We start from the raw sequence: 14518 nt of genomic DNA on the forward strand, positions 1-14518 counted from the left end.
GCGTAAGTTGCAAGTGGCAAGCTCCCCTTCTTGTTTTCTTTTTTCCGATGTGACGAATCCCCCGACCCTATGAGGCGCGCACTGCGTGCTGCCGGCAGCACCAACCGCCGGCCGTCAGGCTCAGCAATTCCCACTGGCGCGGTCTTCGGAGCCGCAAGGATGAAAGAGAGGTAGGGCTTTCATTGTTTTGATTGAACCGTAAGCGAAACCAGTAAGACATGGATATCAATACAACTAACAGGGCAACTCGCCAAGTCGTCAAGGACTGCGGGTCGCCCTTTTTGTATGGGCAAATGGCCACGTTGTCTTCAAAACCTATTATTTGCTTGACTTTCTCTACTCCTTCTTTAGTATACTTTGGAAATAAACTACTGCGTGCATGGGAGGCTCCGATCTGTGATTGATGGAAAAATTGAAGCTAAAGAAATACTTCTCAAGGACCTGCTCTCGGCAAAGTTTCTTTTTCAAATTCCGGGATACCAGCGTCCGTTTTCTTGGGAAAAAGATAATTTCGATCAATTGTTTGAGGATATTAAAGAAGCAATGGAATACGCGGAAATCCATAAAAGCGACGAGAATTATTTTCTGGGTAGCATTATTTTGCAGGTACGGGACGAAAAGGCTGATGGCGGGGGCTTGTATGATGTCGTTGACGGACAACAGCGGTTGACCACGCTGACGATTTTACTGGCGGTGTTGCGGGATCTGGTGCAGATCGACATGGCCAAAAAGTTTTTGCAGGATAAAATTTATCAAATGGCTAACGAATATGAAAATATACCTGAGAAGGTCCGGCTTTTAGTCAGAGAAAAGGATCGCGACTTTTTTAAAACTTATATATTGACGCCTGACGGGACACAGCAGGTCCGTTCGCTGGATGTAAAAAGCTTGAGTGAATCGCAGGCTCATATTGTCGAAGCCGTACTGCTGTTCAAACAAAAGTTTGTGGTAAAAGACAGCTTGCAGCATGAATTTGTAGACAAAATGATCAAATTTATTTTTAATAATTGCGTGCTTGTGTACGTCAAAACCGGAAGCTTTACTTCCGCTTACAGGCTGTTCTCTATTCTCAATGATCGCGGCATGCCGCTGACCACGTCCGACCTGCTGAAAAGCTCGAATCTGGGAGCTATTACCGACAATGAAAGAGAGCGTTTCCAGAAAATCTGGGAAGCGGTCGAAGAGGAGTTAGGTCGTGATCAATTCGACGAACTGCTCGGTCATATCCGCACGATTCTGGTAAAAGACAAAGCCAAAAAGTCCATCATCGACGAATATGAGGATATTATTTTTAGAAACAACCCTACATTGAGAGGCAAAGCTTTTATTCGCATGGTCGAGGATATCGCAGAAATTTACAGGGAGCATCTGGTGAACGCCCATATTTCGACTAAGAACGTCAAGCTGCACAATCTCATGTCGTTGATGCGCGATTTCATTTCCAATTCTGACTGGATGCCAGTGTACATCAGCTTTGCGAAGAAATTTACTGCCGAGGGCGATATCTATGCCTTTCTCGTCAAGCTGGAAAAGCTGGTTGTCACTAACTGGCTGCTTGAAATAACGCCGACGGCAAGAATTGTCGAAATGAATCGGATTTTGCAGCTTATCGAAACGGAAAACGATGTTAAGGCGATTCTTTCCCATCATTTGTTTGACACACGAAAATATGCGGGCGATATCAAAGGTGCGCTTGAATCGATCCATTTTTATAAGAAAAAATATTGTAAATATGTGTTGCTTCGCCTGGACATGGCGCTGAGTGAAAATGAGAATATTATGAAATCCTATACTGGCATTATTTCGGTAGAACATATCTTACCTCAAAATCCTTCGGCGGCCTGGACGGCCGATTTCAATGACGACGACCGCAGAGTATGGACGCATCGACTTGGTAATTTGGTTTTGCTGAGCCGCATGAAAAATTCGTCCGCCAACAACCGTTCGTTTGAACATAAGCTCAAAACCTATTTGTCCAAGGGCATGACCGATTTTGCCATTACCAAGGACATTTCCAAATACCAGACGTGGAATACCGTTCATCTGGCGGAGCGGCATTCCGCTTTGTCCAAGTTCCTTTCAGGATTGTGGGTCTAGCGCTTCAAAAAAGCGATTCGCACCCGCGCTGCAGCCAGGCCCGCTGCATGAAAAAACGACCTTGTGTCCAACGAAATGCTGGACAAAGGTCGTTTTTTCATATTTCACGGCTGCTGGTTACGCGCCGGTCGGTGCGCTGCTGGCCGCAGGCTGCGGCGATGCCGCTGGAGCGTCGCCCCGCGACGGACGGGCATGCCCTTTTTGCTCGACGAAGCTTTTCAGCCGGTCGGTCATGCTGTCCTTCAGCTTGCTGATCAGCTGATCCTCGCTGATGCCCTTCTCGGCCGCGATGTCGGCGGGGGATTTGCCGGCTTCAAGCTCCGCTTGCAGCTCCTCCTGCGTCATGCCGAGAATGTCGGGCAGCGCGGAGAATTCGCCGCCTTTGCCGCCCATGCCGCCGAAGCCGCCCGGTCCGCCGTGGCCGCGTTCGCCGCCAAAGCCCGGTCCGCTCTTGCCGTCAGCCGGCCGGGTATTTTCAACAAAGCTTTTCAGTCTGTCGGCCATATCGGCTTTTTGCTTGTCGGCTTGCTCCTGCGTCAGCTTGCCAGCCGTCACGGCTTCGTCGAGCTTGGCCTGCTCGGCTTCGGTCAGCTTTTGCAGCAGCGTGGCTTCATCCCAGCCCTGTTTGTCGGATGCGATTTGCGCCAGTGTTTTGCCTGCGGCCAGCTCGCTCATCAAATCCTTCTGCTCGACGCCAAGCAGGGTGGCCGCCGATTCCAGCGGGCCTGCTCCGCGTTTCATACCGCCCATCCGGTCGCCGCCGCGTCCGCCGCGCTCCTTGAAGCCCTTGCCGTCGCTTGCTCCGTCCTTGCTATGTACAGCCGGTGTGCTTGTTGCGGTGTCGTCGGCAAATGCCCGGTTATGCGCTGCTCCGTAAAGTCCTCCGCCCAACAGCACGGCTGCCGCGATCGTACCTGTCATCACTTTTTTGCTCAGCATTTTCATAATCTCCTTCGCCTCTCTCTATTTAAAGTGGTGTACCGCTTCCTTACAAAACCAAGTATAGACCCCGAACCTGAATTGCACCTTAAACCAGGCTGAGCGTTCGTTGAGAGTTAGCTGAAAATAAGCTGAAAGCGCGGCGGTCCGCTTTCGGCCGGCAGCGAAAAAAACAATAGGAAAAACCTCGTTAATCCTGTAGAATAATGGGTAAAACGAGATGGTACGAATCAGGGAGGTTCATTACGCTTGAACAGCATTTTAACGCGCATGGTTTTGTTTTTTTCGGGCTTGATTCTGATTGCCGGAGCGGTGCTCGGCTTGACGATTTATCGCGCTTCGACGGGACTGGTCGAAAATTCACTCGGGCTGCAGGCGAAGGCGGTTGCTGAACGGGCCGCCAAATTGATCGATCCGGAGGAGTTCGCCAAGCTGAACGCGGAATCGGGGGAAACGCCGTATTATGCCAAGCTGCGCGAGCAGTTGAACGTTATGCGCGAGACGAACGGGATGAAGTTTCTTTACACCCTGGCCAAAACGAGCAAGGATGGCAAGGACGTCTATTATTATGTCGTCGACGGCGCGCCGCAGGATTTCAGCCCGGATGATTTTTCACCGCTGGGCGAGCCGGAAGAGAACGCTTATCCGGGGATGATCAAGGCGTTTGCAAGCGGTCAGGCGCAGATCGGCGAGCTGACGAAGGACGAATACGGCGCGACGGTGACGGCTTATGTTCCGGTGCTGGACAAAGGCGGCAAGCTGATCGGCGTAGTCGGCGGCGATCTCGATTCAACGGCGGTATATGCGCTCATGGAATCGAACCGCACGACGATGCTTTGGGTGGCGCTGCTGATATTTGTGGTCAGCGTGCTGCTGGTGTTTGTGCTGGCACGCTTCCTGGTCCAGCCGCTGCGCAAGCTGACGGCTCAAGTGGCCAAGGTGCGAGCCGGCGATATGACAGTGCGCGTCGGCATGGCGCGCAAGGATGAGATCGGGGCGTTGGCTGCGGCATTCGAGCAGCTGATCGCGGATACGGCCGTATTCATCAAAGCGATTCGCAGCGGCTCCGACCGACTGTCGGGTGCTTCGGCGGGCGTCACCGAGCATGCGCACCATACGACCGAGGCGAGCCATGCGATTGCTGCAAGCATTCGCGAAGCGTCGAGGGGCGCGGATACGCAGGTGATGCGCGCTGCCGATACGACGCGGGCGATGGAGGAGATGACGCTGGGCATGCAGCGGATCGCCGAATACGCCTCGGTCGTAGCGGAGGTGTCTCAGGAGACGACCGACGAGGCGCAGCGCGGCAACGAATCGATTTTGACGGCGGTCAGCCGCATGGAGGCGATTTATGCGTCATCCTCCCAGATGGCGGCAGCGACCAAGCATCTGGAGGGCCGGTCCGGAGAAATCGGTGAAATTACGCTGCTGATGGCGGGCATCGCGTCGCAGACGAACCTGCTGGCGCTGAATGCAGCGATTGAAGCGGCGCGCGCCGGCGAGAACGGACGGGGCTTTGCTGTCGTTGCCGACGAGGTGCGCAAGCTGGCGAATCAGTCGCAGGTATCGTCGCAGCGCATTTCCGAGCTGATTGAAGCGATTCTCGTGCAGACGGCCGAGCTGTCGGCGAGCATGGATGTGAACGCGGGCGAGGTTCAGGCCGGTTTGGGCATCGTCAAGGAGGCGGGAACGGCTTTCGGCTCGATCATGCAGGGACTGGAGCGGATGAACCAGCAGGTGCAGGAGGTTTCGTCGGCTTCGCAGGAAATTTCCGCGGGCTCTGAGGAAGTCGCCGCTTCCGTCGATGAGATGGAGAAAATTTCCCGGCAAGCCGCTCAGCATTTCCAGGGCGTTGCCGCCCGCTCGGAGGCGCAGCTGGCCGATATGGGCGAGGTCAGCGCGTCGGCGGCATCGCTGCGCGAAATGGCAGGAGAATTGAAGCAACTGGTCAGCCGCTTCAAGGTGTAGCTTGCAGCTAAAGCGAGTCGGCCGATCTGGATGGGGAAAACAAACGCAGATAATGAACACGCGAAGCACGCGCGCTGCCGGTAACGTCCGGAGCGCGCGTTTGTTTTGTCTGAGACAACAACAAGACCCCGCAAGAAAACTTGCGAGGATGAATGAGTGCCAATTGGCAGAAATGGAGTTGAATGATTCGTTCAGGCATACCGTGTTGTGTAAACGCAAACAATGACAGTAGCGCCACGTGTAAGCCGAAAAAAAAAGCAGGAGTGGACTGGCAGTTCGCCAAGCGCTTGCTAGCGCGAGGATACCGCTTCGTCGGTCATCAGGCTGAATTGCAGCGTGCCGCTAATTTGCCGGCGGTTGATCTCGTCTCGCAGCTGCATAATAAATTCTGGGTCCAGGTTCATGCCCATCGCCAGTCGCAGGCATTCGATCAGATGCTCGCTGGGAAGAGCGTGCAGGGCACTCGTGGCGGTCGTCATAGGGGCTCACTCTTTCTTTGATAGTATTGGATCATCCATACATTAAGTTTACTAGCATTTTTAGTTAATTTCAGCACATATTCTTTTGCGTTCGAACGCAAAAAATGGCAAAAATGGTCCGGGAAGGGGTGTATTTCCATGCAAAAGTCAAAGATTGGGGCGCAAGAGAGTGAGACAAGCGCCGTTAGCGGCTGCGTGAAGCGCGCAAATCGACGTTTGGGTTTGGCCGGTTTGGCCGCTGGGCCGCTGGGCGGCTGGATGGCGCATTTCCCGGGCCCGGATTTGATTTTGCAAAGGAGTAGAGGATTTTATCCCTAATCAAGCGAATGGTATCCCTAGGATACGGCGTTTGCTCGTCTATATAATAGAAGATAAAGCTGGCCCCCAGAGCGCGCCGGCGCCGGCAGAACGGTCCGGGAGGAGATCAGGCCATGAATTTGAATAAAAAGGTGTTTCTCGGCTTTCTGACGTTCATCATCATTCCGCTGTTTTTGTTAGGGACGGTCGTGTATACCGTATCGATGCATTTGATTGAAAAAAAATACGGCGACCAGACGGAAATTACGCTGCAGGCCATTGGTCGCAACATTCAATATATGTTTAAGGAAGCGAATTATTTCTCCGATTTCTGGATGGTCAAGGACAGCATTCAATCGATTTATCGTACGCTCGACGGGGTGCGGCCGAATGAGGATGATTTGTCCTCCTATGAGCTGAATGCGTTCGATACCGTGCTGCGCAGCACGATTTTGACCTATTCGCCGGTGCAGTCGGTGATGATTTTCAACAATTACGGCAAGGCGTTCAGCGCCGGGCGCTCCGGCTCCTCGGTCATTCCGTGGACGGCGCTGGCCGACAGCTCGGCATCGCAGCAAATTTTTAACCTGAACGGGGTGCCGCTGTGGATCGGTCCCGGCGAGTATCAGGAATTTCCGGGCGACCGCAGCGATTTCTACCAGGCGCGAATTGTTAAGGATTTCTGGACGATGGACAATCGCGGCTATATGCTGCTGCGCTTTCGTTTTCAGGAGCTTGATCCGATTTTCAGCGCATACGGCTCCCAGCAGCAGAATGCCAATCGTTATTTGTTGATCAATAAAAAAGGGCGGGTGCTCTATGACAGCAAAAAAGGGCTGGAGGGCGCGAGCGTGTCGGAGCTGCTGCCGGGCAAGCTCAAGCTGAATGAGCCGAATTACAGCTTCCAGGCCGATTTCGACAAGGAAAAAAGCTTGGTCTCGCTCTATCATTTGAATCTGAATGCGATGGGCATTCAGGATTGGAGCGTGGTGTCGATTACGCCCTGGCAGCATGTAGCCGGAGAGCTGGAGACGATTATGAGCTGGGTGGCGGGCATTACGTTTACTTGCCTGTTTTGCGCGCTTGTGTTCAATCTGGTGTTTGTGCGGCGGATCATTCAGTTTATTTTGCAGGTGGTCTCTTCCATGAAACGGGTGGAGCGCGGCGATTGGTCGACGCGCGTGGAAACGCGAGGCTCGGACGAAACGACGGTGCTGGCGCGCGGCTTCAACAGCCTCGTCGTGCGGGTCGAGGACTTGCTGGAAGAGGTGAAGATGCAGCAGGACCGCAAAAACAAGGCCGAGCTGATGCTGCTGCAGGCGCAGATCAAGCCGCATTTTCTGTTTAACACACTGGAATCGATCAATGCGCTGGCGATTCAGAACGAGGGTCGCAAGGTCAGTCAGATGGTGTACCGGCTCGGCAATCTGCTGCGCATTGGCATCGACGGCAAGGAGGAAATTCCGCTGCGCCAGGAGCTGGAGCATTTGAAAAGCTATCTGGAAATTCAGGCGATCCGTTTTGAGGATCAGTTCGGCTATGAAATCGATATTCCGCGCGAGCTATACGATTGCCGCATCTTGAAGCTGACGCTGCAGCCGCTGGTTGAGAACAGCATCCAGCATGGCTTTGATCCGATCGATTACCGCGGGTTTATTTCCATTCGCGCTGTCGACGAAGGCAGCCGGATCGGCTTGTACGTGACCGATAACGGCGCGGGCATTGCCCAGGAACGGCTGGCCAAGTTCCACTACAAGACCGAGCTGAACACGCCGTTGGACGAAATCCGCGATGCTGCTGAGGAGCGGCGCGGGCTGGGGGTCAACAATGTCGCCGACCGCATCCGCATCCAGTACGGGCGGGCTTACGGCTTGTTTATCTGCAGCGAGGAAGGGCGCGGCACAACGATGAAGGTCATCATTCCAAAATATGAGGGGGACTAAAGGCATGAGGCTGAAAGCGATTCTGGCGGATGACGAAGCGATTATCGTACGCAATTTGCAAGCGGTCATACCTTGGAACGAATTGGGCATCGATGTAGTCGGTACGGCCAAGAACGGCGTCGAGGCGCTGGAGCTGTGCCGCGTGCACGAGCCGGATCTCGTGCTTAGCGACATCCGCATGCCGCAGATGGACGGCATCACGTTCGTCGAGCGGCTGCGCGAATGGAACGAATATTGCGAAATTGTCATGGTCACCGGCTACCAGGACTTTGAATACGCCCGTTCGCTGCTGCGTTTTGGCGTCAGCGATTATGTGCTCAAGCCGATCCATTACGAGGCGCTGGAGCAGTCGATTGCCGGACTGGCCGAAACGATCCGCGAGCGCAAGCGGACGCGGCGCAGCGAAGCTCAGAAGTGGAATCAGGCCTTTCGCGTCGCTTATGAAAAGCTGCTGTTCGATGTGCTGATGGATTATTCGACCGTGCTGCCGAAAACCGTGCTGCCGACCGACGAGCTGGACCTGGAGGGCATGAGCTATATTGTGTGTCTGGTTGACGTCGACGGCTATTCGCAAAAATCGCTGTCCTGGAAGGAGGAGGAGCGCAAGCTTTGGAACTTTGCGGTGCGCAATGTGCTGCAGGAGCAAATTGCCGCCGATTCGCCGCGCTCGGCCGTGCTGCAAATCCGCGAGGGCGAGTGGTGTCTGCTGCTTGAACGCGGGAGCGCAGCGGCTGAGACGGAGAAGGCGGAGGATGCGGAGCCCCTGCGCCGGCTCGCCGCCGAGCTGCAGTCGGCTGTCGAGCGCAACGTCAAGCTGAGCGTCAGTGTCGGCTTCCTGCCGCGGCTCGTCGGACTGCACGAGCTGGCCGGCGCTTACAAGCTGCTGCAGCGCACGGTGCAGCTCGGAGCGGGCGAGCCCAAGGCGGTGCGCTTTGCCAAGGAGCAGCGCGAGCCGTCCGACTCCAACCTGACGGTCTGGCATCTCGTCGAGGAAATGGTCAACGGGCTCAAGGCGTGCAGCAGGCCGCGCACGGAGGAGGCATTGACGCGGCTGCGCGAGCTGTTGGAGAGCCTGCCGGTTGCGTCGTTTGACCGCGCGTTCCAGATGCTGCATTTTCTGATCCTCCATATGCTGCGGGAGATGCGCGAAATGAGCAGTCTCGACGGGCCGGCCGAGGAGCGGATGTGGACCCAACTGGATCAATGCAAAAGCTTGGCCGATTTGCTGCGCGTCATGACGGGGCTGATGGAGTATGGCCTGGAAGGCACGAACAAGAAAAAGAACAGTGAGCTGCTGATGGAAGCGGCCAAAACGTACATTCATGCGAACTATGCCGCCGATTTCGGGATCGAAGATATCGCCGATTCGTTAGGTATCAGCTGCAGCTACTTCAGCCTGCTGTTCAAGCAGCATTTCGGCGAGACGTTTGTCGAATACCTGACGCGTCACCGGATGGAGCTGGCCCAGTCGATGCTGCTGCTCAGCGACAAAAGTGTGACGGAGATCGGGAGAGCCGTCGGCTATGCGGAGCGGCGTTATTTTACCAAGGTCTTCCAGAAGTTTACGGGTGAAATCCCTTCGGAATTTCGAGAAAAGCGCAAGCCGGTCTGATCGCCGCGGAGCGGGCCGGGAAGTGAAAGTAGAGGATTTTATCCCCCTTTTATGGAAATGTGTGTCTACTGGGACCGGGCCGCCGACCTTATAATCAAGTTGTAAACAAATACAAAAGGTCATTAGGAGGTCTTGGAAACATGAAAAAAGCAACAGTAATGTCTGCTGCAGTGGTATTGGCATCCTCTGTCATGCTGTCCGCTTGCGGAACTTCGAACACATCGACAGATGGTGCTGCCGGCACTACTGCTCCAGCGGCAACGGCGTCGCCGGCGCCTGCGAAAGCGGAACCCGTTACGCTTAACCTGCGTCACACGCAAGTGAAAGATACGCAGAAGAAGCGTCTGGCCATGCTGCAGGATGTCGTAAAGGCGACCGAAGCGAATGTACCGGGACTGACGATTACGCTGGATGGCGTTGAAGACCAGGTCAACCGCTTTGAAAAGCTGAGAGCCGAAATGGCCGCAGGCAACCCGCCGGAAATTTTCGACCTGTTCGGCGGCACGGATACGAAGGATTATGTGAAAGCTGACCGGCTGATGGATTTGACGCCGATTTTGGAAGAGCTCGGTCTGAAGGATAAATTTTATAGCTTCGAGGAATTTACGGTAGACGGCAAAATTTACGGCATTCCAATGGCCGGTTACGTGGAAGGTCTTTTCTACAACAAAAAAATTCTGGCCGACAACCAGATCGATCCTCCTAAAACGTGGGATGAGCTGATGGCTGCTTCCGAGAAGCTGAAAGCCAAAGGCATCACGCCGTTTGCCATGGCGGCCAAGGACGCTTGGGTCATCAACATGATGATGAATACGATGTGGGTGCGCACGGCTGGCGCGGATTCGGTTGCGGGCTTCCTGAACGGCACGAAAAAATGGACCGATCCGGCAGTCGTCGACGGCTTCTCCAAATTCGAAACGCTGATCAAAAAAGGCTATTTCCAAGAAGGCAGTCTGGGTCTGGCGTATGCCGAGCAGCAAAACAAATTCAGCGCCGGCGGCGCAGCGTTCATGTTCGACGGCAGCTGGGCCAACACGCCGCTGATCGATCCTGAGAAATCCAAGGTCGCTAACGACGTAGGCTTCATCAACTTCCCGACAGTGGGCGGCGCTGGCGACGGCCTGATCAACGGCGGCTGGTCCAACGGCTACGGCTTCTCCAAGCGTATGGATGAGAAGCAGCTCGCAGCGGCGAAAGAGTTCATCAAGCAAATGTATAATGAAACGATGCAAAAAAGACAGCTGATGGAAGAGGGCATGCTCCCGGCCATGAAGCTGCAGGATACAAGCGGCGTGAAGCCGATCATTGCCGAAATCATCAAGGTTTCCTCCGAAGCCAAGGGCACGTTCCCGGCGTTCGATGCCAGCATTCAAACGAAGGTGAGAGAATCGCTGGAGCGCGGTATGCAAGAGCTGATCGGTGGCAGAACGACACCGGACAAATTGACGGCCGAGTTGCAAAAGCAGCAGGAAGCTTCCAATAAAGAAGACGGTCAGAAGTAATCCAGAGGCGAAGCATGTGCGAGCACCATTTCGATCGTGGAATGGTGCTCGACAGCTCTTTACGGGGAGGTAAAGGATCGATGAACAAAACGCTGAAAAACCCGCTCGCCTATGTGCTTTTTACCGTGCCGACGCTCCTGCTGTATTTGATGTTTTTCCTGTATCCGCTGCTGACCTCGCTGCGTTACGGGTTCACGCAATGGAACGGCATTTCGCACGCCCAGTTCAACGGGTTGGACAACTTTGTTACGGCGCTGCATGATAAATATTTTTGGGTTGCGGTCAAAAACAACATTTATTTCATTTTGTTTTCCGTGTTTGTGCAAATTCCGTTTATTTTGGCGCTGGCGCTGCTGATCAGCAGAGTCAAGCGGTTGTCGGGCTTTTACAAGACGACTGTGTTTCTTCCGAGTATTTTATCCACAGCGGTTGTCGGTGTATTGTGGTCCTTCGTGTACCATCCCGAAGCGGGGCTGCTGAACAAGCTGTTGGAAGCGATCGGGCTCAGCTCGTGGAAGCATGTCTGGCTGGCCGACGAAGCGACGGCTTTCCTGTCGGTGCTCGTCACGAACGCCTGGCAGTGGATCGGCTTTTATGTCGTGCTTGTGCTGGCAGCGATCTTTGCGATTCCCAAGGACATTCTGGAAGCGGCCGAAATTGACGGTGCGGTAGGCTGGAAGCAGGCCTGGGCGATTACCGTGCCATTGATTCGTCCCGTGCTTATCGTCATTGTGTTATTATCCATTACAGGCGCAATGAAGGCTCTCGATATCGTGTTCGTTATGACCAACGGCGATCCGTACGGCATTACGGAGGTTATGGCGACTTATATGTATAAAAAAGCGTATCGCATCGGCGAATACGGCTATGCTAACGCGATTGCGATTCTCATCTTTGTATTTACGGTGATTTTGACGCTGATTTTCCGCTTCCTCACCCGCAAATCCGAGGAGGTGCAGTACGGATGAGAAACCCGCTTTGGAGCACTGCGAAGCACTTTGTGCTGCTGTTTTACCTCCTCATTACGCTCTACCCGCTGATCTGGGTGCTGAACTCCTCCTTCAAGCAAAACAAGGAGATCATCGATTCGCCGTGGGGGCTGCCGCACAACTTTACGATCAGCAACTACATCAACGCATGGACGGGCTCCAAGGTCAGCACGTATTTCGTCAACAGCTTGTACATCAGTACGCTTTCGGCGATTGCGACGATTTTGCTGGCAACGGCGACGGCTTATGCGATTACGCGGATGAAGTTTCCGAAGTGGAGCAAGGTGGTTTCGGGCGTGCTGCTGCTGGCGCTGCTGATTCCGGCCGGCTCGCTGCTCGTGCCGCTTTACATTTTGCTGCGGCAGATTCATGCGTATAATACGCCGTTTGCGCTGATATTGCCCTATGTGACCTTTGGCTTGCCGCTTACGGTATTCGTGGTCTCGGCGTTTCTCAAATCGATCCCCGGCGAGCTGGAGGAAGCAGGCGTCATGGACGGCTTGAGCGCGTTCGGGCTGCTGGGCCGGATCGTGCTGCCGCTGACGATGCCGACGCTGGTAACGGTATTCATTCTCAATTTTCTGAGCAATTGGAACGAATTTATCATGGCGAATTTATTTTTGGCCAAAGAAAAGCTCAGGACCTTGCCAGTAGGCATGGTTGCGTTTTATGATCAACTTAATATGAATTACGGCGGCTTGTGCGCAGCGATCATGTTCAGTGTGGTGCCGGTCGTATTGATCTACAGTATTTTGCAAAATCAAATCATCGAGGGCGTCACTGCCGGCAGCGTCAAGGGCTGACGGAGGGACGAAGGCCGGTGCGCTTCTGGCGCGCCGGTCTTTTACAGTCAGGAGGAAAAAACAGATGAACAGCAGCGTGCCGATGACCCTTAGACAAAAGGTAGGCCAGCTTTTTGTGTGCGGGTTCGCAGACCCCGCGCCGACGGAGGAAATCAAAATCCTGATCGAGCAATACGGACTCGGAGGCGTTATCTATTTCCGGCGCAATGTGGAGGATGCGGAGCAGCTGGCCCGTCTTTCGGAGGAGCTGCAAGCGATCAGCAGACAGAGCGGGGGCCAACCGCTCTTTATTGCTGTCGATCAAGAGGGCGGCATGGTGTCGCGGATTGAAAAAGGCGTGACGCTGCTGCCCGGCAATATGGCGCTGGGCGCGGCCGGCAGTGCGGAGGGCGTGCGGAATATTGCCCGGGCAATGGGCGAGGAGCTGCGGCAGATGGGCGTGAATATGAATTTCGCGCCGTGTCTGGACATTAACAACAATCCGCGCAATCCGGTGATTGGCGTGCGCTCCTACGGCGAGACCGCGGAGCTGGTTAGTGAGCTGGGCGTACAGGCGGTGTTGGGGCTGCAGGAAAGCGGCGTGGCAGCGACGGTCAAGCATTTTCCCGGACACGGCGATACGGCGGAGGATTCGCATTACGATCTGCCGTCGCTGCCGCATGGCATGGACCGGCTGACGCAGCTGGAGCTGGTGCCGTTTGCGGCAGCGATTGCCAGCGGCGTCGATGCCGTCATGACGGCGCATGTGGTATTCCCGGCGCTGGAGCCAAGCGGCTTGCCGTCGACGCTCTCGCCTGCGATTCTGACCGGACTGCTGCGCGAGCAGCTCGGCTTCGACGGGCTGATCGTCACCGACTGTCTGGAGATGCAGGCGATTTCCGAAGGCGTCGGCGTCGCCGAAGGCGCGGTGCAGGCGCTGGAGGCGGGGGCTGACATCATTCTGGTCAGCCATCGGTTTCCGCGCCAGCAGGCGGCGCTGGAGGCCGTGGTCGCGGCTGTCGAGAGCGGCCGGCTGACCGAGGCGCGGATCGACGCGTCGCTGGCGCGAGTGCTGGCGTGCAAGCAGCGGCGGGGGATCGGCGCGAGCGTGGTGAGCGGCGCGGGTAGCGATGCGGCGGGCGTGAGTGCGGGTGCAGGTGCGGGAGCGGCGGGCGTGAGTGCGAGCGCGGTGAGCGGCGCGGGTAGCGATGCCGCGGGCGTGAGTGCGGGTGCAGGTGCGGGCGCAGCGGGCGCAGGCATGAGCGCTGGAGCGGGCAGCAGCGCCGGGGCCGCAGGCGTGTCGACGGCGGAGCGCCGGGCGCTGGCGGCGGAGCTCAGCCGCAAGAGCGTGACGCTCGTCAAGGACGACGTCGCGCGGCCGCTGGACCTGCGGGAGCCGACGCTGGTCATTTGGACCGAGGTGCGTTCCGGCACCGAGGTCGATGAAGTCGTCGAGCGCGAAGGCACGCTCGGCGAGCAGCTCACAGCCGCTGGCATGACGGCTGTGCGCGAGGTGTACGTCGGCGCGGCGACGACGGACGAGGATGCGGCGGCGGCGCTGGCCGCTGCCGACGGGGTGAAGCAGGCGGTGGTGGTCACCTACAACGCCGCAGCCTTCCCCGGACAGGCGAAGCTGGTCCGGGAGCTGGCGCAGCAGCCGGGGCTGCGCCTTGTGGTTGCTGCGGGCCGTAATCCTTACGACCTCCTGGAGTTCCCTGAGGTCGCCACGTATTACGCCTGCTACGAAAATCGTCCGCTGGCGATGGCTTCGCTGGCGAATGTGCTGGTCGGCCGCGAGCAGGCGGAAGGACGACTGCCGGTGACGCTATCCGCGCAGTATCCGCGCGGCTGGAGCTTTCAACCGCAGCCGCTCGGCTGACGGTCAGATATTACCAAAAATTCAAATGCGG

10 protein-coding genes are annotated in these 14518 nt (G+C 55.8%); 8 read left to right on the forward strand and 2 right to left on the reverse strand.

The features are described from left to right. Positions 1–396 precede the first annotated feature (396 nt). Complete coding sequence (locus tag B5M42_RS05485) at positions 397–2097, forward strand: DUF262 domain-containing protein (RefSeq protein ID WP_167689952.1); 1701 nt, start codon at positions 397–399, stop codon at positions 2095–2097. 117 nt (positions 2098–2214) lie between these two features. On the opposite strand, the gene B5M42_RS05490 is transcribed toward B5M42_RS05485, so the two are convergent. Continuing rightward, complete coding sequence (locus tag B5M42_RS05490; RefSeq protein WP_134753264.1) at positions 2215–3036, reverse strand: hypothetical protein; 822 nt, start codon at positions 3034–3036, stop codon at positions 2215–2217. A gap of 249 nt (positions 3037–3285) precedes the next feature. Between B5M42_RS05490 and B5M42_RS05495 the strand changes: the two genes are divergently transcribed. After that, positions 3286–5004: a methyl-accepting chemotaxis protein gene (locus B5M42_RS05495; RefSeq protein WP_134753262.1), complete on the forward strand. Its 1719-nt coding sequence runs from the start codon at positions 3286–3288 to the stop codon at positions 5002–5004. Positions 5005–5294: 290 nt separating this feature from the next. Here the strand turns inward: B5M42_RS05495 and sda are convergent, their stop codons facing one another. Further along, complete coding sequence (gene sda, locus B5M42_RS05500; protein ID WP_134753260.1) at positions 5295–5483, reverse strand: sporulation histidine kinase inhibitor Sda; 189 nt, start codon at positions 5481–5483, stop codon at positions 5295–5297. 431 nt (positions 5484–5914) lie between these two features. Between sda and B5M42_RS05505 the strand changes: the two genes are divergently transcribed. From B5M42_RS05505 to nagZ, 6 genes are all read left to right on the forward strand, one after another. Next, complete coding sequence (locus B5M42_RS05505; protein ID WP_134753258.1) at positions 5915–7723, forward strand: cache domain-containing sensor histidine kinase; 1809 nt, start codon at positions 5915–5917, stop codon at positions 7721–7723. A gap of 4 nt (positions 7724–7727) precedes the next feature. After that, positions 7728–9335: a response regulator gene (locus B5M42_RS05510; RefSeq protein WP_167689950.1), complete on the forward strand. Its 1608-nt coding sequence runs from the start codon at positions 7728–7730 to the stop codon at positions 9333–9335. 140 nt (positions 9336–9475) lie between these two features. Beyond that, entirely contained in the window at positions 9476–10837 is a 1362-nt protein-coding gene (locus tag B5M42_RS05515; RefSeq protein WP_134753254.1) for an extracellular solute-binding protein, read from the forward strand. An 80-nt stretch (positions 10838–10917) separates the two neighbouring features. Continuing rightward, a complete protein-coding gene (locus B5M42_RS05520; protein ID WP_134753252.1) occupies positions 10918–11805 on the forward strand; it encodes a carbohydrate ABC transporter permease in 888 nt (295 codons plus the stop codon). After that, positions 11802–12629, forward strand: a complete 828-nt coding sequence (locus B5M42_RS05525; RefSeq protein WP_134753250.1) for a carbohydrate ABC transporter permease — start codon at positions 11802–11804, stop codon at positions 12627–12629. Before B5M42_RS05520 ends, B5M42_RS05525 begins: the two co-directional genes overlap by 4 nt. A 64-nt stretch (positions 12630–12693) precedes the next feature. Beyond that, on the forward strand, positions 12694–14487 hold the full coding sequence (gene nagZ / locus B5M42_RS05530) for a beta-N-acetylhexosaminidase (protein WP_134753248.1): 1794 nt from the start codon (positions 12694–12696) through the stop codon (positions 14485–14487). The last annotated feature ends 31 nt before the right edge of the window (positions 14488–14518 follow it).

The organism is Paenibacillus athensensis, assembly GCF_004514475.2.
GTDB lineage: Bacteria > Bacillota > Bacilli > Paenibacillales > NBRC-103111 > Paenibacillus_AL > Paenibacillus_AL athensensis.

What these genes read in the sequence shown, in the direction of transcription:
- B5M42_RS05490 (WP_134753264.1), bottom strand. Translation starts at nt 3,036, where the DNA reads ATGCTGAGCAAAAAAGTGATGACAGGTACGATCGCGGCAGCCGTGCTG.
- sda (WP_134753260.1), bottom strand. Translation starts at nt 5,483, where the DNA reads ATGACGACCGCCACGAGTGCCCTGCACGCTCTTCCCAGCGAGCATCTG.
- B5M42_RS05505 (WP_134753258.1), top strand. Translation starts at nt 5,915, where the DNA reads ATGAATTTGAATAAAAAGGTGTTTCTCGGCTTTCTGACGTTCATCATC.
- B5M42_RS05510 (WP_167689950.1), top strand. Translation starts at nt 7,728, where the DNA reads ATGAGGCTGAAAGCGATTCTGGCGGATGACGAAGCGATTATCGTACGC.
- B5M42_RS05515 (WP_134753254.1), top strand. Translation starts at nt 9,476, where the DNA reads ATGAAAAAAGCAACAGTAATGTCTGCTGCAGTGGTATTGGCATCCTCT.
- B5M42_RS05520 (WP_134753252.1), top strand. Translation starts at nt 10,918, where the DNA reads ATGAACAAAACGCTGAAAAACCCGCTCGCCTATGTGCTTTTTACCGTG.
- B5M42_RS05525 (WP_134753250.1), top strand. Translation starts at nt 11,802, where the DNA reads ATGAGAAACCCGCTTTGGAGCACTGCGAAGCACTTTGTGCTGCTGTTT.
- nagZ (WP_134753248.1), top strand. Translation starts at nt 12,694, where the DNA reads ATGAACAGCAGCGTGCCGATGACCCTTAGACAAAAGGTAGGCCAGCTT.